At 68.1% G+C, this 22,763-nt stretch carries 21 protein-coding genes and 1 riboswitch; of the genes, 9 read left to right on the forward strand and 12 right to left on the reverse strand.

The window, feature by feature from the left end; translation table 11 throughout:
• Positions 1-87 precede the first annotated feature (87 nt).
• Complete coding sequence (locus SAOR_RS10855) at positions 88-282, reverse strand: CbtB domain-containing protein (RefSeq protein ID WP_123631444.1); 195 nt, start codon at positions 280-282, stop codon at positions 88-90.
• A gap of 37 nt (positions 283-319) precedes the next feature.
• A riboswitch (cobalamin riboswitch) is annotated at positions 320-528 on the reverse strand.
• A 94-nt stretch (positions 529-622) separates the two neighbouring features.
• Between SAOR_RS10855 and SAOR_RS10860 the strand changes: the two genes are divergently transcribed.
• Genes SAOR_RS10860 through SAOR_RS10870 form a run of 3 tightly spaced genes read left to right on the forward strand, consistent with a single transcriptional unit; the run spans position 623 to position 3,418 of the window.
• Positions 623-1,072, forward strand: coding sequence for a cobalamin biosynthesis protein (locus SAOR_RS10860; protein ID WP_185015650.1), 450 nt, complete (start codon positions 623-625; stop codon positions 1,070-1,072).
• 26 nt (positions 1,073-1,098) lie between these two features.
• Positions 1,099-2,265 (forward strand): uroporphyrinogen-III C-methyltransferase, encoded by a 1,167-nt coding sequence (cobA, locus tag SAOR_RS10865; protein WP_123631446.1) that lies wholly within the window; start codon positions 1,099-1,101, stop codon positions 2,263-2,265.
• 25 nt (positions 2,266-2,290) lie between these two features.
• On the forward strand, positions 2,291-3,418 hold the full coding sequence (locus SAOR_RS10870; RefSeq protein WP_123631560.1) for a cobalt-precorrin-5B (C(1))-methyltransferase: 1,128 nt from the start codon (positions 2,291-2,293) through the stop codon (positions 3,416-3,418).
• Positions 3,419-3,442: 24 nt separating this feature from the next.
• On the opposite strand, the gene cobM is transcribed toward SAOR_RS10870, so the two are convergent.
• The gene (cobM, locus tag SAOR_RS10875; protein WP_123631447.1) at positions 3,443-4,216 is read right to left on the reverse strand and encodes a precorrin-4 C(11)-methyltransferase; all 774 of its coding nucleotides are present in this window, start codon (positions 4,214-4,216) and stop codon (positions 3,443-3,445) included.
• On the reverse strand, positions 4,213-5,463 hold the full coding sequence (gene cbiE / locus SAOR_RS10880) for a precorrin-6y C5,15-methyltransferase (decarboxylating) subunit CbiE (protein ID WP_123631448.1): 1,251 nt from the start codon (positions 5,461-5,463) through the stop codon (positions 4,213-4,215). The genes cobM and cbiE overlap by 4 nt, the downstream gene beginning before the upstream one ends.
• 35 nt (positions 5,464-5,498) lie before the next feature.
• On the opposite strand from cbiE, the gene SAOR_RS10885 reads away from it, so the two are divergent.
• Entirely contained in the window at positions 5,499-6,248 is a 750-nt protein-coding gene (locus SAOR_RS10885) for a cobalt-precorrin-6A reductase (protein WP_221178003.1), read from the forward strand.
• On the opposite strand, the gene cobJ is transcribed toward SAOR_RS10885, so the two are convergent.
• The 4 genes from cobJ to SAOR_RS10905 are packed head-to-tail and all read right to left on the reverse strand — an operon-like array spanning position 6,242 to position 9,765.
• On the reverse strand, positions 6,242-7,012 hold the full coding sequence (gene cobJ, locus SAOR_RS10890; RefSeq protein ID WP_416235862.1) for a precorrin-3B C(17)-methyltransferase: 771 nt from the start codon (positions 7,010-7,012) through the stop codon (positions 6,242-6,244). The genes SAOR_RS10885 and cobJ overlap by 7 nt on opposite strands.
• Positions 7,013-7,017: 5 nt before the next feature.
• Positions 7,018-7,746: a precorrin-2 C(20)-methyltransferase gene (locus SAOR_RS10895; protein WP_123631449.1), complete on the reverse strand. Its 729-nt coding sequence runs from the start codon at positions 7,744-7,746 to the stop codon at positions 7,018-7,020.
• Positions 7,743-8,387, reverse strand: coding sequence for a precorrin-8X methylmutase (locus tag SAOR_RS10900; RefSeq protein ID WP_123592396.1), 645 nt, complete (start codon positions 8,385-8,387; stop codon positions 7,743-7,745). The genes SAOR_RS10895 and SAOR_RS10900 overlap by 4 nt, the downstream gene beginning before the upstream one ends.
• Positions 8,380-9,765 (reverse strand): hypothetical protein, encoded by a 1,386-nt coding sequence (locus tag SAOR_RS10905; protein WP_185015651.1) that lies wholly within the window; start codon positions 9,763-9,765, stop codon positions 8,380-8,382. The genes SAOR_RS10900 and SAOR_RS10905 overlap by 8 nt, the downstream gene beginning before the upstream one ends.
• Positions 9,766-9,915: 150 nt before the next feature.
• Here SAOR_RS10905 and bluB point away from each other — a divergent pair, with 150 nt between their 5' ends.
• Positions 9,916-10,587 (forward strand): 5,6-dimethylbenzimidazole synthase, encoded by a 672-nt coding sequence (bluB, locus tag SAOR_RS10910; RefSeq protein WP_123592394.1) that lies wholly within the window; start codon positions 9,916-9,918, stop codon positions 10,585-10,587.
• 140 nt (positions 10,588-10,727) lie between these two features.
• Here bluB and SAOR_RS10915 read toward each other — a convergent pair whose 3' ends face one another.
• From SAOR_RS10915 to SAOR_RS10930, 4 genes are all read right to left on the reverse strand, one after another.
• Positions 10,728-11,405, reverse strand: a complete 678-nt coding sequence (locus tag SAOR_RS10915; RefSeq protein WP_185015652.1) for a YbaY family lipoprotein — start codon at positions 11,403-11,405, stop codon at positions 10,728-10,730.
• A gap of 123 nt (positions 11,406-11,528) precedes the next feature.
• Complete coding sequence (locus tag SAOR_RS10920) at positions 11,529-12,197, reverse strand: DNA-3-methyladenine glycosylase I (protein WP_123631452.1); 669 nt, start codon at positions 12,195-12,197, stop codon at positions 11,529-11,531.
• A 162-nt stretch (positions 12,198-12,359) separates the two neighbouring features.
• Positions 12,360-14,162, reverse strand: coding sequence for an NAD(P)/FAD-dependent oxidoreductase (locus SAOR_RS10925; protein ID WP_123631453.1), 1,803 nt, complete (start codon positions 14,160-14,162; stop codon positions 12,360-12,362).
• A gap of 211 nt (positions 14,163-14,373) precedes the next feature.
• Positions 14,374-16,239 (reverse strand): sigma-54-dependent Fis family transcriptional regulator, encoded by a 1,866-nt coding sequence (locus SAOR_RS10930; RefSeq protein ID WP_123631454.1) that lies wholly within the window; start codon positions 16,237-16,239, stop codon positions 14,374-14,376.
• Between the two features lie 149 nt (positions 16,240-16,388).
• On the opposite strand from SAOR_RS10930, the gene SAOR_RS10935 reads away from it, so the two are divergent.
• Together SAOR_RS10935 and SAOR_RS10940 are read left to right on the forward strand one after the other, a co-directional pair.
• Positions 16,389-18,419: an NADPH-dependent 2,4-dienoyl-CoA reductase gene (locus SAOR_RS10935; protein ID WP_123631455.1), complete on the forward strand. Its 2,031-nt coding sequence runs from the start codon at positions 16,389-16,391 to the stop codon at positions 18,417-18,419.
• Positions 18,420-18,536: 117 nt separating this feature from the next.
• Complete coding sequence (locus SAOR_RS10940) at positions 18,537-19,697, forward strand: IS30 family transposase (RefSeq protein WP_123589972.1); 1,161 nt, start codon at positions 18,537-18,539, stop codon at positions 19,695-19,697.
• Positions 19,698-19,718: 21 nt separating this feature from the next.
• On the opposite strand, the gene SAOR_RS10945 is transcribed toward SAOR_RS10940, so the two are convergent.
• Positions 19,719-21,053 (reverse strand): aminotransferase class I/II-fold pyridoxal phosphate-dependent enzyme, encoded by a 1,335-nt coding sequence (locus SAOR_RS10945; protein WP_221179961.1) that lies wholly within the window; start codon positions 21,051-21,053, stop codon positions 19,719-19,721.
• 82 nt (positions 21,054-21,135) lie between these two features.
• Between SAOR_RS10945 and SAOR_RS10950 the strand changes: the two genes are divergently transcribed.
• Both SAOR_RS10950 and SAOR_RS10955 read left to right on the forward strand, forming a co-directional pair.
• The gene (locus SAOR_RS10950; RefSeq protein ID WP_123631457.1) at positions 21,136-22,029 is read left to right on the forward strand and encodes a dihydrodipicolinate synthase family protein; all 894 of its coding nucleotides are present in this window, start codon (positions 21,136-21,138) and stop codon (positions 22,027-22,029) included.
• Between the two features lie 55 nt (positions 22,030-22,084).
• Positions 22,085-22,705 carry a LysE family translocator gene (locus SAOR_RS10955; RefSeq protein WP_123631458.1) on the forward strand — a complete coding sequence of 207 codons (621 nt, stop codon included), beginning with the start codon at positions 22,085-22,087 and terminating at the stop codon, positions 22,703-22,705.
• Positions 22,706-22,763 lie beyond the last annotated feature (58 nt).

Raw genomic sequence — 22,763 nt, forward strand, 5'->3', positions numbered from 1 at the left:
GGAACGCCGCGGGTCGGCGGCCGGCGCGAATGATTCGGATGACTGGCAGCGCGCGCGGCGGGGCCGCGACGCGGGCGGGTCATCGGATCAGTGGCAGGGGAAGGTCGCGGAGTGCCGGGTGTCGTGCGCCGCGTTGTGCACCGGCATCAGGTGCGAGAAGCCGACGCCGTAGACGACGAACGCGCCGATGAGCGCCGCGCCGGCGAGCTGAACGATCTCACTGGAAATGGCCGTCGGCCGCGTCTGCGCGCTCCGGGCCGGATTCGACTGCTGGTTCTGCATGTACACACCCGTACGTCATGAGTTGTCGGCGATCGTGTGACCGCGTCGAGCCAGGGCCGGTCTCCGGGCTTGCGAGCGGGCGGATGCCCGGGTTCGCGCCTTCCCGCGCTGTGCGCAGTGGCCGTGTGCGAACCTGAATCGCTTACCGTTGCGGGGGCAGCAGTGGCCTGGTGCCCGTGGGCACGCACCACTTTCCCGATTATCCTTGTCCTGTCGGATCAAGGCACCCTGTCCGAGCGGAGTCTAGGCAGGCGCGCGCCCCCGGTCAAACCGCTGCCCGCGGATGGATCGGTGGGCATACGGGGTTCGATAACGCCTGTTCACGGTCCAGGGAGGCTCAGTGCCGTCGAATTCGTCATACGCTTCGGCACAACGAACACCGCTGTTCGTCGGCATCGGTTGTCGACACGGCTGTGGGTCGGACGTGCTTCGACAGCTGCTCGACGAGACCGCGGCGGCGCTTGCCTTCGACATCCGTGATGTCCGGATCATCGCGAGTATCGTCGACAAGCGCGAGGCGCCGGCGCTGCGCGAGCTGGCCGCAGTCCTGGGCTGCGAACTCTGGTTCGGAACGGCGGCCCAACTCGCGCGTTTCGATGCGCGGGTGGCACGCCCGTCCGCCGCGGCCCGGGCGCGTTTCGGCGTGGCCAGTGTGGCCGAATGCGCCGCTCTTGCGGCTGCCGCTGCCTGCGGCGGCGATCGCGCGAAGACGCGGCTCCTCGGACCGCGCCGGGCCAGCGCCCGTGCCACCGTGGCTGTCGCCACCGATGCGCCAGAGGACGTACAGTAACGCTTCGCCCGAGACCACAGGTGCCCATGGCGGGTCTGAACATCCAGCTCAACGCGGACGAGCGGCCGGCCGTGATCGGCGGCGGCGATCGTGCCGCGGCACGGCCGCTGGCGGCGCTCGCCCGCGCCGGGCTGACCGTGCGTCTGTGCTGCGCCAATCCCGAACCGTGGCTGCGTGATCTGATCGAGAGCCGGGCCATCGACTGGCGCCCACGGCCGGCGACGGCCGCCGACGTGGCCGCCGCGCGACTGGTGATCGCCGCCAGCGCCGAACCGGCATGCGTTCGCGATCTGCGCCGGCTGGCCACCGACGCCGGCCGGCTGTTCCACGACGCCGTCACCGGCGGCGGCGATTTCGTCTTCGAACCGCCGGAGTCGACGCCCGCCGCGCGCGACGATCCCTGGCAGCATGTCCAGGTCTGTCTGGTCGGCGCCGGCCCCGGCGATCCGGGCCTGCTGACGCTGGACGGCGAGCGCGCCCTGCGCGGCGCCGACGTCGTTCTCTACGACCGGCTGGTCTCGCCCCGGCTGCTGTCTTGGGCGCCGGCCCACGCGGAGCGTGTGTTCGTCGGCAAGCGCCGAGGTCATCACCATTACCGTCAGCCGGAGCTGAACCGCCACATGATCGCCCTGGCCCGCGCGGGCCGTCGCGTGCTGCGTCTCAAGGGCGGCGATCCGTTCGTGTTCGGGCGCGGCGGCGAGGAGCTGGTCGAACTGGCCGCGGCCGGGGTCGCCACCCGTGCGATCCCGGGCATCACCGCCGGTTCCGGCTGTGCGACCTACGCCGACATCCCGCTGACCCATCGCGATCACGCCGCCGGCTGCGAATTCCTCACCGCCCACGGCCAGGCCGGCGAGATGCGCCACGACTGGGCCGCGCTGGTGCGCAGCCGGCACACGCTGGTGATCTACATGGGGGTAATGGCGCTGACCAATCTCTGTCCGGCGCTGGTGGCGCACGGGATGGATCCAGATACGCCGGCCGCCCTCATCGAGCGCGGTACCACGCCGGAACAGCGGGTGCTCACGGGGTCCGTGACCAGCCTGCCTGCCACGGCGCGACGCCATACCGTCACCTCGCCGGCCGTGTTGATCGTGGGTTCGGTCGTGAGTCTGCGCGAGACGGTGCGCGCCGCGCGTCGCGGTCGCCTGCCCGACCCCGCCGTCGACCATCCGCCCGTACCCCGGGCTTGACGCCGCAACGACCATGGCGATCCCCATGCGCGAAGAGACCGCAGAGAACGGCGATCGGCCGCTGCGCACCGGCTGGACCACGGGCGCCACGGCCACGGCCGCGGCGATGGCCGCCGCCTACCAAGTGCTGGCGGATCGCACGCTGGAACGCGTGCATCTGTCGCTGCCGAAAAATCGCGAAGCGGATCTGGACGTTCACGACTGCCGCCTGATCACCCCGGGCGTCTGCGCCGAAGCCGGTCTGATCAAGGACGCCGGCGACGATCCGGACGCCACCCACGGCGCTCGGGTCTGGGTCCGGCTGACCCTGACCGAGGCCCCCGGCGTCGTCTTCCGGGCCGGCGCCGGTGTGGGCACGGTGACCCGCGCGGGGCTGGCGCTGGCGATCGGCGAGCCGGCGATCAATCCCGTGCCGCGGCGCATGATCGACGAGCATCTGGCCCGCGTGGCGGCGGAACTGGGCCACACGGGCGGCTTCGACGTGACGGTCGGCGTCGACGACGGCGAAGCGATCGCCCAGCGGACCATGAACGCGCGCCTCGGCATCCTCGGCGGGCTGTCGATCCTCGGCACGACGGGCATCGTGCGGCCGTTTTCCTGTGCCGCCTACATCGCCTCCATCCACCAGTCCATCGACGTCGCCCGCGCCAACGGCCGCGCCCACGTCGCGGCCTGTACCGGCGCGACCAGCGAAAACGCGATCCAGACCCACTACGGTCTGCCGGACATGGCGCTGATCGAGATGGGCGACTTCGCCGGCGCGGTGCTCAAGTATCTGCGCCGCAACCCACTCCCGCAGCTGTCGCTGGTCGGCGGCTTCGGCAAGTTCAGCAAGCTGGCGACCGGGCGGCTCGACCTGCACAGCCGCCGCGGCGGCGTGGACTTCGATTTCCTGGCCGAGCTCTGCGCGGACGGCGGCGCGACGCTGCAGGCCGCGGTGCGCGCCAGCAACACCAGCCTCGAGGCGCTGTCGCACGCGGGCGAGGCCGGCATCGACCTCGATCGCCGCGTGGCCGAGCGCGCCTGGGAGGTGGCTGCCGGCTATCTGCCCCCCTCGAGCGCGCTGGAGGTCTGGGTGATCGACAAGCCCGGCCGCCTGCTCGCCCGCGCGGGCCGGCTGGACGTGTCGCTGGCGGATCTCGTCCGCGGCTGAGCCGTTTACCGCGCGCGTCGGTCGTCAGTCCTCGCTGGCCCAGCGGTACTGGCTGACGTGTGCGGGGTCGTAGAGGGCGCTGTCGCGGAAGACGCCGCTGTCCAGCGCCCCCAACACCCGGCCGACGAAGATGATGGCGCTGCGGCGCGCGGGCAGGCCCGCCGCGGCTTCAACGAGCGCATCCAGCCGGGCGCGGACGACGCGCTCCTCGGCCCAGGAGGCACGCTGCACGATCGCCGCCGGACAGTCGTCGCCGTAATACGGTCGCAGCCGCGCGACCACATCCTCGACGGCCTGCAGCGACAGATGCACCGCCAGCGTCGCGCGACTGGCGGCAAACGCTTCGAGCGTCTCGCCCGGCGGCATGGCCGAGGCGCGGCCCTGGGTCCGGGTCAGAACCAGCGACTGCCCCACCTCGGGCACGGTCAGCTCCTGGCCGAGCGCCGCCGCGGCGGCGGCGAACGCCGGCACGCCGGGCGTCAGCGTGTAGTCGATGCCCGCCGCGCACAGACGCCGCAGCTGTTCGGCCAGGGCGCTGTAGACGGCCAGATCCCCCGAGTGCAGCCGGGCGACGTCGTGCCCGGCGGCGGTGGCCTCGCGAATACGGTCGATGATCTCGTCGAGCGCCATGCCGGCGGTGTTGATCGCCGCCACGCCGGTCGGCAGATGCGCCAGCACGCCGTCCGGAACCAGCGACCCGGCGTACAGGCACAGGCCGCAGGACGCGATGCGATCGCGCCCGCGCAGCGTGAGCAGATCGGCCGCGCCCGGACCGGCGCCGATGAAGTGCACGGTCATGCGTTGTCGTCCGTGTCGTCGATGTTGCACCAGAGCGTGATCGGGCGCAGCGCGCGCCAGCCGGCGAAACCGCCTAGCGGTTCGGCGCGGCTGACCGCGATGCGACGCAGGCTGCCGCCGCTGTCGGCGTGCAGCGCGGCGAGCGCGGCATCGCCCTCGACGGTCACGCTGCTGGCCACGATCCGCCCGCCCGGCGCCAGCGCGTCCCGACAGCGGGCCACCAGCCCCGGTTCGGTCAAGCCGCCGCCGATGAACACGGCGTTCGGCGTACTAAGCCCCGCGAGCGCATCCGGTGCGCGCCCGGCCACGGTATCGAGCGCGGGCACGCCGAGCGCCTCGGCGTTGGCCCGGACCCGGTCGAGGCGGTCGGCCCGGGCCTCGATCGCCACCGCGTGGTTGCTGCGGTCGCTAAGCATCCACTCGATAGCGATCGCACCCGAGCCCGCGCCGATATCCCACAGAGTCTCGTTCTGGCCGGGTGCGAGCAGTGCCAGGATCGCGGCGCGGACCTCGCGCTTGCTGATCTGGCCGTCGTGGGCGAACAGCCCCTCGGGCCGGCCGGGCGTCCGGCCGAGGGCCCGCGTACCGGGGGCGGCGACACAGCGCACCGCGATGGTGTTCAGGGCCTCGGTCTCGGCGGTGGCCCAGCTCTCGGCGTGGCCGTCGACACGCCGCTCGGCGTCGCCGCCCAGATGGGCGAGCACGCTCAGCTGCGACGGGCCGAAACCCTGCGCCGTGAGCCAGGCGGCCAGCCGGGCGGCGGTATGGCCGTCCCAGGACAGCAGCAGCAGGCGGGCGCCGTCATGCAGCGCCGGGCGCACGCGCGAGAGCCGGCGGCCGTGGACCGACAGGCAGGTGACGTCCTGCAGCGCCCAGCCCATGCGTGCCGCGGCCAGCGAGAACGCCGAAGGCTGCGGCCATACCCGCATGCGGTCGGCGGGCACGTGGCGTGCGAGCGTGGCACCGACGCCGTACCAGAAGGGATCGCCGCTGGCCAGCACCGCCACTGCAGTACCGCGCCGGGCGAGGATGGCATCGATGCCCTGGCTCAGCGGCGACGGCCAGACCATGCGCCGGCCGCGCACCGAGTTCGGGAGCAGGGCCAGATGGCGCGCACCGCCGACCACGAGTTCCGCCTCCTGCAGCGCGCGTCGGGCCGGCTCGGGCACGCCGGACCAGCCGTCGAGGCCGATGCCCACCACCGACAGCCACGGCGTCTGGACTTGATCGGCGTGGACGCTGCACATTAGCCGGCCCATCCGATATGACGAGCGTTGTCTCGATGAAACTGCTGCTGCTCGGCGGTACCCGCGAGGCCCGCCTGCTGGCCGAGCGTCTGGCGGTGCGGCCCGGCGTCGAGGCCACCCTGTCGCTGGCCGGCGCGACCCGCCGGCCGGCCGCTTCGCCGCTGGCCACGCGGGTGGGCGGCTTCGGCGGCATCGACGGGCTTGCCGCCTATCTGGAACGCCACGCGATCGACCGGGTGATCGATGCCACCCACCCGTTCGCGGCGGCCATGTCGCACCACGCCGCGATCGCCTGTCGCCGCTGCGGGGTCGCCCTCTGGCGCCTGGCGCGTCCGCCCTGGCGCCCGGGTGCGGAGGACGACTGGATTCACGTCGCCGACCTGACAGCGGCGTCCGCGTGCCTCGACGACCTCGGCCGTCGCGTGTTTCTGACCGTTGGGGCGCGCAGCCTCGGCCCGTTCGCCGATGCGCCCGGCCGCTTCTGGCTGGTGCGCAGCATCGACCCGCCCGAGCCGCCGCCGGCGTTCGATGACTGGCGCCTGATCACTGCCCGCGGCCCGTTCACTGTGGCTGACGAAAGCGCGCTGCTGGCCCGCCATGCCATCGACGTGCTGGTCACCAAGAACAGCGGCGCGCCGGCGATGCGGGCCAAGCTCGATGCGGCCCGACAGCGCGGCGTGCGCGTGGTGATGGTCGAGCGCCCCGCCCTGCCCGCGGCGGACGCGGTCTTCGCCACGGTCGATGCCGCCTGCGCGGCGCTTTCCGACCAGGCCGGGCATCAGTAGTCCGCCGGGTACAGGCGCGGTGTGTAGACGCGGGGTCGGCCGTCGGCCGCGGCGATCACCCGCGTGGTGCTGGCACCGACGATGACCAGCGTGCGCATGTCCGCCGCGGCCGGGTCGAAACGGGCCAGGTCGGTGATCGTCAGGGCCTCGTCGGCCCGGCCGACGGCGGTGCCGAGCACCACCGGGGTGGCCGGGGCGCGATGCGCGGCCACGGCCTCGATCGCCGCGCCGAGCTGCCACGGCCGGGCGCGCGATATCGGGTTGTAGAAGGCCAGCGCGAAATCGGCCTCGGCGGCCAGACGTACACGCCGCTCGATCACGGCCCAGGGCTTGAGGTTGTCGGACAGCGAGATCACGCAGAAGTCGTTGCCGAGCGGCGCGCCGGCGCGGGCGGCGACCGCCTGGATCGCCGATACCGCGGGGGTGACGCGGATCTCGACCGCGGCCCAGCGTTCGTGATCGGCCCGTTCGAGGGTCTCCCAGACCGCGGCGGCCATGGCGAAGATGCCCGGGTCGCCGCCGGAGATGACGGCGACGCGCGCGCCGCTCGCCGCCAGATCGAGCGCGTGGGCCGCGCGCGCGGTCTCCTCGCGATTGTCCGAGACGTGCCGGCGCTGGCCGCTGTCGGCGACGCGCTCGACATACCGCTCGTAGCCCACCAGATCGGTCGCGGCGGCGATCACCGCACTCGTTTCGGGCGTCATCCACGCCGAATCGCCGGGGCCGGTGCCCACGACCGCGAGCCAGCCGCCCTCGCCCACCACGGCGCTCATACCCGCTGGCCCGTGCCCGGCAGCAGGACCATGGAGAAATACGGCGCCGGCCCGTCCGGGGCCTCGGACAGCGGCATGACGCGTTCGCCGCCCTGGCTGGCGCGCTCGACGTACCAGGCGCGGTCCGTGGCGCCGAGGGCATCGAGTGCGGCGCGGATCCGCGGCAGGTTGCGGCCGACCTTCATCACCACCGCGGCCTGGGCCAGCGCGAGGCTGTCGCGCAGCGCCGCGTCTGGCAGCGTGCCGGGAATCACCGTGAGGATGTCGTCGCGCATGGCGATCGGCCGCGGCAGCCGGCCGGCGCCGGCGAGCATGGCCGGTACGCCCGGCACCACCTCGCAGGGCAGGCGCTCGCGCAGGCGCAGGAAGATATGCATGAACGAGCCGTAGAAGAACGGGTCGCCTTCGGAGAGCACGGCCACCGAGCGGCCCGCGGCCACATGGGCGGCGACCTGCTCGGCCGATTCATCGAAGAAGCCCTCGATCTGCTCGCGGTAGGCGTCGCAGTGATGCGACAGCTGCGTGGTCACCGGATAGACCATGGGCAGCATGACGTGATCGTCGCGCAGATAGTCCCGCGCGGCCGTCAGCGCGTTGCCCGCCCCTGCCCGCTTGCAGAAATAGGCGACGACGGTGCTGCGCCCGAGCGCGCGCACGGCCTTGACGGTCATCAGTTCCGGATCGCCGGGGCCCGTGCCGACGCCGTAGACCGTGGCTCGGCTCATAGCGCCTCGCTGGCCAGGGCATTGACCGCGGCGGCGGCCATGGCGCTGCCGCCGCGGCGCCCGAACAGCGTCAGGTAGTCCAGGCCGAGCGCCTGCGCGGCCAGCGCCTCCTTGCTCTCGATGGCGCCGACGAAACCCACTGGCAGGCCGATGACCGCGGCCGGCCGCGGCGCGCCCGCGGCGATGAGCTCGAGCAGATGAAACAGCGCCGTCGGCGCGTTGCCGATGGCGACCACGGCGCCGTCGAGATTGTCGCCCCAGAGTTCCAGCGCCGCGGCCGTGCGCGTGTTGCCGATCGAGCGCGCGAGCGTCGGCGTGTCGGGGTCGCGCAGCGTGCATACGACGGCGTTGTCGGCGGGCAGGCGCCGGCGGGTGACGCCGTGGGCGACCATCTCGCTGTCGCAGAGAATCGGCGCACCGGCCTGCAGCGCGGTGCGCGCCGCGGCGGCGACGCCCGCGGAATGGCGCAGGTCCGCCGCCAGGTCGGTCTGGCCGCAGGCGTGGATCATGCGAATGGCCACGTTGCGCAGGTCCGGGGCCAGCCCGTCCAGATCGGCCTCGGCCTCGATGATGGCGAAGGACTTTTCGTAAATGGCCCGCCCGTCGCGGATGTAGTCGTAGTCGACGTGTTGTTCACTCACCTGCGATTTCCGCCTCGCTCAGTTCAAGTAATCGTTGCCGGCCCAGGCGCCGGAACACGGCCAGCGGCGTCTCGCCGTCCTGCCGCTGGGCGACGTGGATGCGTTCCAGCGCCGCCAGGCGCGACCCGGCTGCCGCGACCGCCAGCTCTGTCCACAGCGGCGGCTCGTCCGGCGCTCCGGCGACCACCACATCGTAGCCGCCGGCGCGTCCCACGAGGGTGACCGCTGCCGGCCGGCGATGGGCGCAGCCCTTGGCACAGCCGGATACGTGCAGCCCGACCTCACCGGCGCCGGCCACGGTCGGCGCCCGTGCCGCCAGCGCCAGCGCGTCCGCGCGGGTGGCGGTCGTGGCCTGCGCGCAGCCGCCGCGACCGATGCAGGCCGCCAGCCCCAGGCGCGGATCGCCGGGGGTATCCAGGGCGCCGGCCGCGCGCAGAGCCGCGCTGTCGTTGGCGTCCGCGGCAGGCAGCAGCACCCGGCGGTCCGGCAGCAGCCGCAGATGCTCGCCGCGACGCGCCAGGCCGTCGGCGATCGTCTCCAGCGCGTCGGCGCCGATGCGCCCGAACGCAAAGGCGATCACGTGGCCCAGCCCGTCATGGTACCCCAGAATCGGCGGGCCGCCGGCCCGAGGCGCCGACCGAGACTCATTCGCCCGCGGCGGCGGGCAGGCCTCGGCCAGCCTTTGCGCGCCGTCGCGGGCGAGCAGATCACGCATGCGCCGGGGCGCCGGCGCCCCGGCGGTCTGCGCGGCGGCGAACCGATCGATGAGCGCGGTGACCGCGGCGGTGAGCGCGTTGGCCTGCCAGCAGCCCAGGCTCGTGGCCGAGGCGCGGCTGCCGGCCACCGCCAGCCGCCAGTGCGTGCCATCCAGCGCATCCAGGCGTATATCCGCATGCACCTCGGGAACGCCGAGGCGCCCGCCGCCGTCGATGGCGACGGCGAACTTGTCCGGCAGATCCAGCGTCGCATCGCGCCCGCTGAGTGCGGCATGCAGTCGCTGATGGACCGTCATCGCGTCCGCGATCGCCGCGGTGTCGATATCGGTGGCCGGCGAGATGATTTGATCGGGCAGCGCCGCGGTGGTCTCGTCCTCCATCCAGCCGGCTGCGCGCAGGGCCGCCGTGGTGGCGTCGGGATCGCGTATGCCGCGCAGTTCGAGCTTGGCCCGCCGGGTGAGCAGAACCGCGCCGTCCGCGTGACGCCGGGCGATGGCCGAGAGCCGGCGCAGCGCCGGCCCGTCCACACGCGCTTCCGGCGGCCGCAGACGCAACAGCCATCCGTCCGCCGCGGCCATCGGCCGCAGCGCGCTGGGACACCAGCCGCGACGCCGGTCGGCCGGGTCGGCGGCGGGCGATGTCGGTGGTAGTGTTCGCGTCATGGTCTCCATCCCGCAGCGGCTGCGCCTATCGCCCGAGGCGGCCGCGAGGCGCAGAGCCTTGCAAAGGCGGCCCGGCGAATTCAAACCGATGGGCTGGTGTAGCCTGTGCGCTTCGAGCCGTGAATTGCCAAGCGTGCCGCGACAACGCCCATGACCGAGACCCGCGATTCCCATCGTTACAGTCAGCCGGAGCTGGATGCCGTCTACCGCGTGATCGCCGAGCGGCGCGATATGCGTCATTTCATCGACGCTCCGGTCGATGCCGATGTGCTCCGGCGGCTGCTTGCCGCCGCCCACTACGCGCCCAGCGTCGGTTACATGCAACCCTGGCGTTTCATCCGTGTCTGCAGCCCAGCGCTGCGGCGGGCGCTGCACGACGAGGTCGAGGCCGAGCGTCTGCGCACCGCCGAGATCATGGGGCCACGCAAGCAGGCCTTCATGCAGCTCAAGGTCGAAGGTATCCGCGACTGCGGCGAGCTGCTCGTCGTCGCCCTGACCGACGGTCGCGAGCGGCATGTGTTCGGTCGCCGGACGCTGCCCGAGATGGATCTGGCCTCGGCGGCCTGTGCGATCCAGAATCTCTGGCTGGCGGCGCGCGCCGAGGGGCTCGGCGTGGGCTGGGTGTCGATGTTCGACCCGGCCGCGCTCGTCGATCTGCTGTCGATGCCCGACGGCGCGCACCCGATCGCCATCCTCTGCCTCGGCCATGTGCGCGAGTTCTACGACCGGCCGATGCTGGAAGCCGAGGGCTGGGCGGATCGTCTTTCGCTGGACGCGCTGATCGGCATCGACGGCTGGCCAAGCACGCCCGACGCGGAGTGACCGCTCACCCGGCTCGGGCAGCTAACGCGCCACCGCCCTGCTCAAGTCGTGCCAGTAGCCTCGTGAACGTTATGTTGCCGGTGGCGCGGCCGCGATCCGAGCCCATCGCGACGGTGTGATGCCTGCATGAGGCGCCGGCGTCAGTTCTCGGCCGTGTCGCCGGAATCCCGTTCGCGCTCGCCCGTGCCGTCCTCTTCGCCGCTGCCGTCATCGGTTTCCGGCTCGGCATCGGTGTCCCCGTTGTCGTCATCGACCTCGCTGGGCGACTGGTTCTCGACGACCCGGCAGTCGGTGTGTTCGGTGCCGTCGAGTACCAGCCGCACACCGCCCTCGCGAAAGGTCAGTGCATTGTCGTGCAGGTCGGTGTAGCGGTTGTCGCCGGCCGGCTGCAGCTCCAGGCGGCGATTGCCCAAGCGCAGGATCGCCCGCGTTCCGGCGGTTGCGGCCGCGAGATGGAAACCGTCCTCGCAGCGATACTGGGTGAAATCGGGTGTCTGCGGCTGCGGTGTCGCCTCGAGCTCGATCGTCACGGAGGTATCGGTGGATATGTCGTCGATGGCGAGCGGCTCGGGTGTCGTCCAGCGCACGTTGCCGTCGCCGTCGGTGATCTCCGCACGCAGTCCGTAGCGGCCCTCGCCCTCGAGCAGGCTCGGGTCCACGGAGATATCGAACTCGATCGGCTTGCTGCCCAGTTCGTGCAGCGAGCGTTCCGCGACGATGCGCTTGTCGGCGCCGGTCTCGCTGCGCTCGACCATGCTTACCCGCGCGTTCGAGCCGGCCGGGATCTTGGCGTTGCCTGCATAGGTCAACTCGCCCATGAGCTTGACGGGCTGGGGTTGGTCGGAACCGCAACCTCCGAGCAATACAAGGAGCAGTAATAGAACGGAGGCATACCGGGGCCCGCGGCCCCAACCCTTTTTTAAGTGCATTAAATACCGCGTCTAGTCAATTGAAAAAGCGAGAATCTGGCTGATCTGGCACAGCGGACGGTCGGATTCTGCCTGCCAGCCATTGAACAGGGCCTGAATCTCGGCGTGGGCGTTGCGGGTATGCGATTTGCCGATGTAGGCCTGCCACTGCGCCATCGCCTTGACGACCCAGTCGGTCAGCATGAACGTGTCCTTGCCCGCCATGCGCAGGAAAGCGGGTCCGGAACGACCGCCGAGCTGGGTGAAGCGCTGGCGCAGCTCGTGCCACAGATCCACGATCTCGTCTTCGGGCCATTCGGCCAGCCAGAATCCGAAGCTGCCGAACTCCGCGATGATCGCCTGCATCGCCACGGCGTTGTTGCGGACGGCGAATATCTTTCTCCGATGACGGATCAGCGTCTCGTCGGTGGCGAGTCTCTTGAGGTCGTCGTCATCGAGGGCAGCGACCGCGGCGGGGTCGAAGTCATCAAAGGCGATCTCGAATGCCGGCCAGCGCGCATCCACCAGCCGATGGGTCAGCCCGGCCCGGAAGATGCGGCGACACATGACGGACAGGTAGCGATCGTCGCCGATCATGGCGAGCGATTCGGGGGGCTCGGGGCGAATCAGACGGGATTCGAGCGCGTCGCCTCCGCCGAGGCGCTCGCGAGCCGATTGTTCTATGGCACTGAAAGCGGTCATGAAAGCGCGTCGTGGCCCAAACGCGCATCAGTCTAACCCATCGGCGCACACGGCATGGACGCGCCGCTGCGTCACGAACGCGGCGCCTGCACGGCACGCGCACAATCCGGCCACGGCGACGCTCGAGCCGCCGTGGCCTTTTATTTCATAGTTTTATAGTCATCAACTCAAGTGATGCGTGGGATGAAGACCGTAAACCGTTGTCTCGAAACCCTCCATACGCGCCTTGAGCTGAAGCGCGAGATAGTGCGAGTAATATCTTGATTGGGCGAGATTACCGCCGTGAAACCATAGTCCGGGCTGCTGGGTCGGCTTCCACATATTGCGCTCTTCGCCTTCCCAGGGGCCCGGGTCCTTGGGTGTGTCGGAACCGAGCCCCCAGACCTTGCCGACCTTGTCGGCGACGTCCTGGGAGATCAGGTCCGCGGCCCAGCCGTTCATCGAGCCGTAGCCTGTGGCGTAGATGATCACGTCCGCCGGGATCTCGCGTCCGTCCTCCAGCACGACGCTGTCCTCGGTGAGACGGGCCACTTCCGAGCCGCTGGCGAGCTTGATCCGGCCGTCGATGATCATCTGGGAGGCGCCGACGTCGATGTAGTAGCCGGAGGCGCGGCGCAGATACTTCATGAACAGGCCGGAATCGTCGGGGCCGAAATCGAGCATGAATCCGGCCTGCTCCAGGTCGCGGTAGAACTCGGCGTCGGCCTCGCGGATCTGGTCGAAGGCGGGCTTCTGAAAATCGGCCATGATGCCGTACGGGATCGAGGCGAACAGCAGATCCGCTTTTTCGGTGGTGATGCCGTTGGCCACGGCCTCCTCGGAATACAACGGGCCGAGCGCGTACTTCATCAGCGAATCGGACTTGGTGATGTGCGTCGACGAGCGCTGGATCATGGTCACGTCCACCCCGGCCTCGGCGAGCGCGGCGCAGATGTCGTGGGCGGAGTTGTTCGAGCCGACGACCGCGACCCGCTTGTCCTCCATGCCGTCCGGCCCCGGGTGTTCCGAGGAATGCTGCTGGATGCCGGCGAAGATGTCCTGGCCGGGAATCGACGGTGTGTTGGGCTTGGCCGACATGCCGGTGGCCAGCACGAGCTGCTTCGGCTGCAGGGTGATCTCGCGGCCCTCGCGTTCGACCACCACCGTCCAGGTTTCACTGGCCTCGTCGTAGCTGGCGCGCTTGGCTTCGGTGGAACCCCAGAAGTTGAGTTCCATGACCTTCGCGTACATCTCCAGCCAGTCGCCGATCTTGTCCTTGGGTGCGAACACCGGCCAGTTCTTCGGAAACTTGATGTAGGGCATGTGGTCGTACCAGACCGGATCGTGCAGGCAGAGCGACTTGTAGCGCTTGCGCCAGGAGTCGCCGGGGCGCTCGTTCTTCTCCACGATCAGCGCGGGCACGCCGTGCTGGCGGAGCCGCGCGCCGAGCGCGATGCCGCCCTGGCCGCCGCCGATGATCAGCACATAGGGCTGGGTGCTCACGCCGAGATTCGCCAGCTCCGCCTCGCGTTCCTCGGCCCAGGTCGGCTCGCCCTGCTCGTCGCCGTGCTTGGCACCCAGGGGACGCGAGTGGCCGCTGGGCTCCTCGTAGCCCTTGAGCTCGTGCATGGTGGTCAGCAGCGTCCAGATCAGGCCGTCCTTGAGACGGATATAGCCGTAGCCGCGGGCGACCTCGGTCTCGAATTCGATGAAACCCTCGGTGACGCCGTCGGCGTGGGCCGGTGTTTCGTTGTCGTCGACCGTCCAGTCGCGGGGCTTGACCTCGTCGAGCCGGGTCTCGAGCATGTCGCGCACCCCGGCCTTGCCCTCCACGGTCTTGATGTTCCAGGTGAAGGCCACGAGATCGCGCCAGTAGCAGTCCTCGGTGAACAGCGCGAGCGCATCCTCGATGTTGCGCTCGGCCAGCGCCCGGTCGAGCGCGGACAGCACGTTCTGAATCTTCGTGTCTGCTGCGGTGTCGAGCATATAGTCTCCTCCGTTGTGTTTTCGTGTTCGATCGCGGGCCCGTTGCGGGCCCGCCGCACCCGCCGGACCGGCGGGTGTTGTGCAGTCGCCGAGCAATGCCCGTGCCGGCGTTTTAGACCTTTGATTTTTATAGATCTATCGCCGAACTGCGAGGTTGTTAGTACTCGTGGTGCCACAGTCGATGCAACACCTGTGGCGTTACGCCATCGCCCTAGCCCGCGCCCCGTTTCAGCCGCCGGTGGATGGTGGATCGGTCAACGCCCATGCTGCGAGCCAGCGCCGAGACGTTGCCGCCGTGGTCGGCCAGACGGCGTGCCAACGCCGTGTCACGGTCCGCACTGTCGCGGACCGTCTCGGGCAGCTCGTCGGGGCCGATGAGCCCCTCGTCGGCGAGTGCGGCGGCGACGTCGAGGCTGTTCTGCAGTTCGCGCAGGTTGCCCGGCCAGTGGTGACGCGGCAGCGCCCGGCGGGCCGAGGGCGCGAGCCTGTAGCGCGCGTCGTAGCGCTCGGCGAGGCCCTCCAGCATGCGGTCGACCAGCGCGTCGAAGTCGCGGCGGTCGCGCAGCGCCGGCAACCGCAGCGTGGCTGCGTTCAAGCGGTAGTAGAGATCCTCGCGGAAACGGCCCGCGGCCACGTGGTCGGCCAGCGCGCGGTGGGTGGCGGAGATCAGGCGCAGGCGCACCGGTTTCGGCTCCAGGCCGCCGACCGGCGTGACCTCACCTTCCGAGAGCACGCGCAGCAGGCGCGTCTGCAAGGCCAGCGGCATGTCGCCGATTTCGTCCAGAAACAGCGTGCCACCGTCGGCTGCGGCGATCAGCCCGGTCTTGCCGCGACGATCGGCGCCGGTGAAGGCGTTGGGCACATAGCCGAACAGCTCCGACTCGATCAGCTGTTCGGGCAGGGCCGCGCAGTTCACGGCGACGAAGCGCCCCTCGGCCCGGCCGGTGTCGTGGATCGCCCGGGCCAGCCACTCCTTGCCAGTGCCGGTTTCGCCCTGGATGAGAATGGGAATATCGCGCACGGCGAGGCGGGCGGCGCGCCTCTGCAATGAGGCCATGGCCTCATCGCCGTGGCTGAGTGCGGCCAGCGCCGGTGACGGCTCGGCCGGCGGCGGTGTCCGCACGCCGCGGCGACGCGGTGCGGCCGGTGAGATCGCACTGGCGAACAGGGCCGGCTCGCCGCCGGCGTTGAGGACCCGCTCGCCCGCACTCTGGCCGCGCATGTACTGCGGCAGGTCGTCGATCCCGATATCGAAGAAGCGCGATATGGGCTGGCCGATGAGCGTGTCCGCGGTGTCGAAACGCAGCCCCGTCGCCCGCGCGAGCGCGCCGAGTCCGCCGTGGGTGACACCGCTGATGCGCCCGCGGGCGTCGAGCGATACGGCGGCATCGGGGTCGATGTCGATGAAGTCCGGGGACTGCGACAGGCGCAGCACCCACTCGCGACGGGCGCGGGCCACCAGGTTGGCCAGTTCGATGCGGCGGGCGGTGTTGCGTGTCAGATGCAGGGCGAGCTGCTGGCTGGTCTTGGACTCCGGCGAGCGCAGCTGGGATATATCGAGCACGGCGACCAGTTCACCCAGGGTGTCGAAGATCGGTGCGGCGGTGCAGGTCAGGCCGATGTGCGTGGGGTCGAAGTGATCGTCCTGGTGGATCGTCACCGGCTCGCCGCTGACCAGACAGGCGCCCATCGCCGACGTGCCCGCCCGGTTCTCGCTCCATTCCGCGCCCAGATACAGTCCGGCCTGCCGAAGCTGGCTGTCCAGTCGCGGATGCCCGAGATAGTCGACCGTCACGCCGCGGGCGTCGGCGAGCATGACGACATAGTTCTGTTCCGAGACCTGTTCGAACAGTGAGGCCACGCCGGAACGGCTGATGCGGATGATGTCCTCGGCCTGGGCCTGATGCTCGCGCAGCTTGGCCTCGGGCACGATATAGGCGTCCTGGGCGTCCGCGGGGTCGAGCTTGTAGTCGTTCACACAGCGCAGCCAGGACTGCACGACCGCCGGATCGCGACCACTGTCCGCACCCGCGGTGACGCGCTCGATCTCTCTGACGTGCGAGTCGATCGTGATCATGCGCCTCTCCTCCTTTTCTTATGATCTCGACATTGGCACAGCCCCGCCGGCGCGACAATCACGAACCGTCGGCGGCGCGGCGGGCGCGGTAATCCCGATCATCCGCTTGTGAAAGTTATACTTTTCCAATTGACCCGCCAGGCATCGCCATGACCCACCCGCATTACCCGAAACTCTTCGAACCGCTCGACCTGGGGTTCACGCAGCTCAGGAACCGGGTGCTGATGGGGTCCATGCATACCGGCATGGAGGATTTCTTCTGGCATTACGACGAGCTCGCCGCCTATTTCGCCGAGCGCGCGGCCGGCGGCGTGGAGCTGATCGTCACCGGCGGGATCGCCCCCAACGTGGCCGGTTGGGTGTCACCGATGGCAGGCCAGATGTCGCACCGCCTGCACGTCTGGCCGCACCGCAAGATCACCAGGGCGGTGCATGCCGAAGGCGGCAAGATCTGCATGCAGATCCTGCACGCGGGGCGCTACGGCTATCACCCGTTCATCGTGTCCGCCTCCGATCGCAAGTCGCCGATCACGCCCTACAAGCCGAAGCGCCTGACCACCGCCGGGGTGAAGAGCACGATCCGCGACTATATCCGCTGCGCGGAGCTGGCCCGCGAGGCCGGCTACGACGGCGTCGAGGTGATGGGCTCCGAGGGCTATCTGATCAACCAGTTTCTCGTGGAGCGCGTGAACGACCGCGACGACGAATACGGCGGTAGCGTCGAAAACCGCCAGCGGATCGCAGTCGAGATCGTCGAAGGCATCCGCAAGGCGCTGGGCCCGGATTTCATCCTCATCTATCGCCTGTCCATGCTCGATCTGGTGGAGAACGGCCAGCGCTGGGACGAAATCGTGCGCCTGGCCAAGGCCGTGGAAGCCGCCGGCGCGACGATCATCAACACCGGCATCGGCTGGCACGAGGCGCGCATTCCCACCATCGTCACGCGGGTGCCGCGTGCGGCTTTTGCCTGGGTCACGAAAAAGCTCAAGAGCGAAGTCGCCCTGCCCCTGTGTACCACCAACCGCATCAACATGCCGGACGTGGCTGAGTCGCTGCTCGCCGACGGCACGGCGGATATGGTCTCGATGGCGCGCCCGTTCCTCGCCGACCCCGAGTTCGTGAACAAGGCCGCGACCGAGCGCGCGGACGAAATCAACACCTGCATCGCCTGCAACCAGGCCTGTCTCGACCACACTTTCCAGTGGAAACGTGCGAGCTGTCTGGTCAACCCGCGTGCCGGGCATGAAACGACGCTCAACTTCCCGCCCGCCAAGACCGCGCGCGACGTCGCCGTGGTCGGCGCCGGCCCGGCCGGCCTGGAGGCGGCCACGCGTCTGGCAGAACGCGGGCACCGGGTCACGCTGTTCGACAGCGCCAGCGAGATCGGCGGCCAGTTCAACATGGCCAAGAAGATCCCCGGCAAGGAAGAGTTCTACGAAACGCTGCACTACTACGCGCGCAAGCTGGAACGGCTGAAGGTCGATGTGCGCCTCGACACGCTAATCGAGGCGGATGATCTCGTCGCCATGGGCTTCGACGACATCGTGATCGCCACCGGCGTCAATCCGCGTACACCGGCTATCGACGGCATCGAGCACGCCCGCGTCGCCTCCTATATCGACGTTATCCACGGCCGCGTCGAAGCCGGCCCCCGCGTGGCCGTGATCGGCGCCGGCGGGATCGGTTTCGACGTGAGCGAATTCCTCACCCACACCCGACCCTCGCCCGCCGAGGACAAGCAGAAATTCTTCGACGAATGGGGTGTGGACCCCACGCTGACCAATGAATCCGGCCTTGTGGAGCCGGACCCCGAGCCGTCACTGCGCGAGGTCTGGCTGCTGCAGCGCACCGACGCCAAGCCCGGCAAGGGCCTGGGCAAGACCAGCGGTTGGGCGCACCGCGCCTCGCTCCGACACAAGGGCGTACACATGCTCGGCGGCGTTGCCTACGAACGCATCGACGGGGCAGGCCTGCATATCCGCGTGAACGACGAGCCGAGACTGCTGGACGTGGATACCGTCGTCATCTGCGCCGGCCAGGAAACCCGCCGCGATCTCGCCGACGCGCTGGGCGCCCGCGGGATGAAGACGCATATCATCGGCGGCGCCAATCTGGCGGCGGAACTGGATGCCAAGCGGGCGATTCGGGAGGCGGCGGAGTTGGCTGCCGGATTCGGCTAGCCAGTTATATAGACGGGAACGTTGCCAATTTACTTCGGGCCCCAGTCTGCTATCGGCTCTGGATTCAACGTATCGATGCAACACACTGCTAACAGATGAAGCAGGAGTGTCTACCCGATGCAATATAGAACGCGAATTCAGTACACGGAGAGCCAGAAAGCTGAGATGTGGGATCGTTGGCAGCGAGGCGAGTCGCTCCATCAGATCGCCCAGCTGTTCAATCGGTACCACACGTCGGTACGAGGCATTATCGCAGCCTCGGGTGGAATTCGCCCGCCTAGCCGGAGTCGCGCTGCGCGCGCACTGAGTCTGGCCGAACGCGAAGAAATTTCACGCGGCATCGCGCTGAGCCATTCGATTCGCGCGATTGCCTGCGGATTGTCGCGAGCGCCATCGACGATCAGCCGCGAGATTCGACGCAACGGTGGGACAGCCCAGTATCGGGCAACGGTAGCCGATCAGGCCGCGTGGCGTCGGGCATCTCGTCCCAAGCCCTGTAAGCTGGGTATGCACGACCGATTAGCCCGTGAAGTTGCCGCAAAACTGCAGAAACAATGGTCTCCAGAGCAGATCGCAGGCTGGCTGAAGCGCACCTATCCCGACGACCCGAGCCGACAGGTGTCGCACGAAACAATCTATCGCACGTTGTTCATCCAATCCCGTGGCGCGCTCAAGAAGGAGTTGCTCGCCCATCTACGTCGTACCCGGGCGATGCGGCGTTCTCGTCACCATACGCAGAAAACGGATAATCACGGGCGGATCACCGGTACGGTCTCGATCAGCGAGCGACCGGCGTCGGTCGACGACCGAGCCGTACCTGGGCATTGGGAAGGCGACCTATTATTCGGCAGCAAGAACAGCCAGATCGCGACGCTCGTCGAGCGACACACACGTTACGTCATGCTCGTGAAGATCGATCGTAAGGATACTGCGACGGTCGTCGACGCCTTGATCGAAAATGCGCGTCGGCTACCCCAGCAACTGTATCGCTCGTTGACTTGGGATCGAGGCAAAGAGATGGCTGCCCATCAACGCTTCACGCTGGCGACCGATATTCAGGTTTGCTTTTGCGACCCACACCATCCTTGGCAGCGGGGATCAAACGAAAATACCAACGGGTTACTGCGCCAGTATTTCCCGAAAGGTATGTGCCTCACCGCATTTTCCCAGGCTGAGCTCGACACCGTCGCGAGAAACCTCAATGAGCGACCGCGTAAAACACTAGATTACGAAACGCCGGCCGAGCGGTATCAACGTGTCGTTGCGTCGATCCATTGAATCCAAGGCCAATAGCGGACTCTATAGGCCGTTACGGTCTCTCGTCCGGATGACAGAACTTAGGTCAGTTGAAAAGCTCATGATCTCGCTTTGTTGCACACGGGAGATCGTGACGCGAATCGCCTGATTATGCTTCTGAACGTCGTATGCGGTACTAGACCGAACAAGCCACCCGCGCTTGGCCATGGCGTTCACCACATATTCCGCATCGCAGGGCAGCGGTATCCACACGTTAAGGCCGTCGATGGTCACGGGGGCTTCGATCGCATGGCGTGAAAGCGCTGCCATCAATTCGTTGCGCCCGTGGGCGTACTGGGCTTTTGCTCGTTCAAGTGTCTGTTCTATCTCGCTCGAGTTCAGACAATGACTGGCCAGGGTCTGCAGGAAATGACTCACCCATGTCATGCCGGGCGCCAGCCGCGCCTGCAACCGCCCGGCCGTTGCGGCATCACAAGCCAGCAGTGCTAATCGAATATCTGGGCCCAGAGCCTTTGCCAAGGATCGAATCACGGCCCAGCGAGTGGTCGATTCGGGAATCGGCGACCGATAGGGCGTGGCCGCCAACAGCGCGAAGTGATCGTCCACGATCGCAAGCACGTCGGGATAATCCGCTAGAACCTGCGCGATCTCACGGGCGCGATCGCTCGTCAGGCTGGCTCCAGTCGGATTTTGTGCGCGCGCCGTGATAAGAACCGCGCGTGCCCCGTTTTCCAGAGCCGAACGCAGCGCATCGGGGCGGATCCCCGCCCCATCGATACTTACGCCCCTGGGATGCATGCCGGACAGGCGCAAAGCGTTGATCGTGCCCAAATAACAGGGATCTTCCACGGCGACTTGATCGCCGGGGAGCAATTGCGCGCGCGCGAGGCGCTCGATGGCATCAACACAACCATGCGTCACCAGATAACCGAAGTCTTCCGACGGGCAATCATTACAAAACCACGCGGTCGCATATCGACGCAGCTCGGCGTCGAGGGTGTCCTCGCCATAAAGCGCATGGACAAATTCACACTGGCGCGCGATCTGGTTCATATCCGGAAGACAGGCAGGATCCGGATTGCCATCAGCCCAGTCGATCAGCGTCGTGTGCGCGCTGAGGCCTTCCTGCTCACCGGCGCTGGGCGGCGCTGCGATCCGTGTACCGCGCCGGCCTTCGCTCACCACCAGCCCCGCTTCGGTCAAGCGTCGATAGGCCGCGGCCGCCGTGTTGCGATTCACGCCGAGTTCGATGGCCAGCTGTCGCACGACCGGCAGGCGATCGCCGGGCCGAAATACGCCGGTACCGATCGACGAGCGAATACTGGCAACAATTTCTTCTGTCGTGGAACCCTGGATTTTCATTTTGTCATAGGACAATATAGGGCCTGTTCCAGGACAGTCTAGTTCAACGCAGTATCGCCGTATCGATTCAGGCCACCCCACGCATTGCAGGATATTTATGTTTACCGGTCTAAGCGCTTTTCCATTGAGCCCGCTGGGGCGTGACGGCATCGATGAATCCGCTTTCATCCGGTTGATTAAGCGGCTGGTTTCGGCAGAGGTCGATTCGATCTGTGCGCTGGGATCGACCGGCAATTATGCGTATCTGCAGGCTGACCAGCGCGCGCGCATCACGCGGTTGGCTGTCGAGCACGCGGTCAACACCCCGGTCGTTATCGGCGTGGGCGCGCTGACGACCGACGAGGTGTTGGCATACGCCGAAGACGCGCAAGAAGCCGGGGCCGATGGTTTACTGCTGCCGCCCATGTCGTATCAGCCGCTGCGGGACGATGAAGTGCTCACGCTCTACGAAACAGTCGCGCGCTCGGTCGATGTCCCGATCTGTGTCTACGACAACCCGACGACGACGCGTTTTACGTTCTCGGACACGCTACATGCCGATATCGCCCAGTTGCCGCATATCGGCTCAATCAAGATTCCGGGCGTTCCCGACGACCCGGCCGAGGCGGCGGCGCGTGTCGAACGCTTGAAAGCAGGGATCCCGAAACACGTTACCGTCGGTGTGAGCGGCGACGCGTTCGCAGCGCGCGGGCTGAACGCCGGCTGCGACGCCTGGTATTCGGTTATCGGCGGTTTGTTTCCCGAGCCGGCCTTGGCGATCACGCGTGCCGCTCAGGCCGGCGACGGCGACAAGACGGCGCAACTTTGCGATGCGCTGGCGCCATTCTGGATGCTCTACAAGCAACACGGCGGTAGCCTGCGGGTCATTGCGACGGCGGCCGAACAGCTCGGCCTGGTTGGGCCCGACTGTCTTCCCCGACCACTGCAGACGCTCGATGACGCAGGGCGGCGTTCGCTCGACGATGTTCTGAACGCGCTGAACCTCGAATAGCTCGACAACGAATCGCAGCGTTCGTGACGAACCGGTACGCGACTCGCACCTCGAAATGCAGCTATCGAGCCTTATTTTCATTCTCACGTCGGCATTCATGGTCACGGCCAGCCCCGGCCCGGCGTCGCTGTCGATCGCCGATACGTCGCTCGGGTCGGGGCGACATGCGGGTCTGGCATTAGCAGCCGGCATCGTGACCGGCTCGTTGTTCTGGTCTGCCAGCGCGGCTTTCGGGCTTGGCGCGCTGATGAAAGCGTACCCATGGGTACTGGATATCGTGAGGTACCTCGGGGCGGGCTACTTGCTCTGGCTGGCTGTCAAATCGGCCCAGGTGGCAATATGGGACCTCGGCGTGTCGGCAAACGCTCGAACGGATCGTCTTGGTGGACTACAGGCGTACCAACGCGGACTACTGATCCATCTGACCAACCCCAAGACCATTCTGTTCTTCGCGTCGATCTACGCGATTGCGCTACCAGCCGACACGAGCCTACTCAGCCTCGCAATCGTCGTGTTGGCGTTGCTCATTCAAAGCAGCCTGATCTTCTTTGGTTACGCACTGCTGTTCTCGGATGCGCGAATCTCGTCGTTCTATAAACGAAGCCGTCGATTCTTTTCAGGCGTGTTCGCGCTGGGTTTCGGTGCGGCGGCCTTCAAGGTTTTGATCTCGGCTTAGGTCTGCTATGGGTCGCTAACCGCTGAAACCGAAGCCCATCATCATGGATTTGGAGAGC

It is taken from the genome of Salinisphaera orenii subsp. orenii MK-B5, assembly GCF_003788635.1.
Lineage (GTDB): Bacteria > Pseudomonadota > Gammaproteobacteria > Nevskiales > Salinisphaeraceae > Salinisphaera > Salinisphaera orenii.

Excerpts from the sequence above, each read along its gene's own strand:
- SAOR_RS10855 (WP_123631444.1), bottom strand. The coding sequence starts at position 282 with ATGCAGAACCAGCAGTCGAATCCGGCCCGGAGCGCGCAGACGCGGCCG.
- cobA (WP_123631446.1), top strand. The coding sequence starts at position 1,099 with ATGGCGGGTCTGAACATCCAGCTCAACGCGGACGAGCGGCCGGCCGTG.
- SAOR_RS10870 (WP_123631560.1), top strand. The coding sequence starts at position 2,291 with ATGCGCGAAGAGACCGCAGAGAACGGCGATCGGCCGCTGCGCACCGGC.
- cobM (WP_123631447.1), bottom strand. The coding sequence starts at position 4,216 with ATGACCGTGCACTTCATCGGCGCCGGTCCGGGCGCGGCCGATCTGCTC.
- cbiE (WP_123631448.1), bottom strand. The coding sequence starts at position 5,463 with ATGTGCAGCGTCCACGCCGATCAAGTCCAGACGCCGTGGCTGTCGGTG.
- SAOR_RS10885 (WP_221178003.1), top strand. The coding sequence starts at position 5,499 with ATGAAACTGCTGCTGCTCGGCGGTACCCGCGAGGCCCGCCTGCTGGCC.
- SAOR_RS10895 (WP_123631449.1), bottom strand. The coding sequence starts at position 7,746 with ATGAGCCGAGCCACGGTCTACGGCGTCGGCACGGGCCCCGGCGATCCG.
- SAOR_RS10905 (WP_185015651.1), bottom strand. The coding sequence starts at position 9,765 with ATGACGCGAACACTACCACCGACATCGCCCGCCGCCGACCCGGCCGAC.
- bluB (WP_123592394.1), top strand. The coding sequence starts at position 9,916 with ATGACCGAGACCCGCGATTCCCATCGTTACAGTCAGCCGGAGCTGGAT.
- SAOR_RS10915 (WP_185015652.1), bottom strand. The coding sequence starts at position 11,405 with ATGGGCGAGTTGACCTATGCAGGCAACGCCAAGATCCCGGCCGGCTCG.
- SAOR_RS10920 (WP_123631452.1), bottom strand. The coding sequence starts at position 12,197 with ATGACCGCTTTCAGTGCCATAGAACAATCGGCTCGCGAGCGCCTCGGC.
- SAOR_RS10925 (WP_123631453.1), bottom strand. The coding sequence starts at position 14,162 with ATGCTCGACACCGCAGCAGACACGAAGATTCAGAACGTGCTGTCCGCG.
- SAOR_RS10930 (WP_123631454.1), bottom strand. The coding sequence starts at position 16,239 with ATGATCACGATCGACTCGCACGTCAGAGAGATCGAGCGCGTCACCGCG.
- SAOR_RS10935 (WP_123631455.1), top strand. The coding sequence starts at position 16,389 with ATGACCCACCCGCATTACCCGAAACTCTTCGAACCGCTCGACCTGGGG.
- SAOR_RS10940 (WP_123589972.1), top strand. The coding sequence starts at position 18,537 with ATGCAATATAGAACGCGAATTCAGTACACGGAGAGCCAGAAAGCTGAG.
- SAOR_RS10950 (WP_123631457.1), top strand. The coding sequence starts at position 21,136 with ATGTTTACCGGTCTAAGCGCTTTTCCATTGAGCCCGCTGGGGCGTGAC.
- SAOR_RS10955 (WP_123631458.1), top strand. The coding sequence starts at position 22,085 with ATGCAGCTATCGAGCCTTATTTTCATTCTCACGTCGGCATTCATGGTC.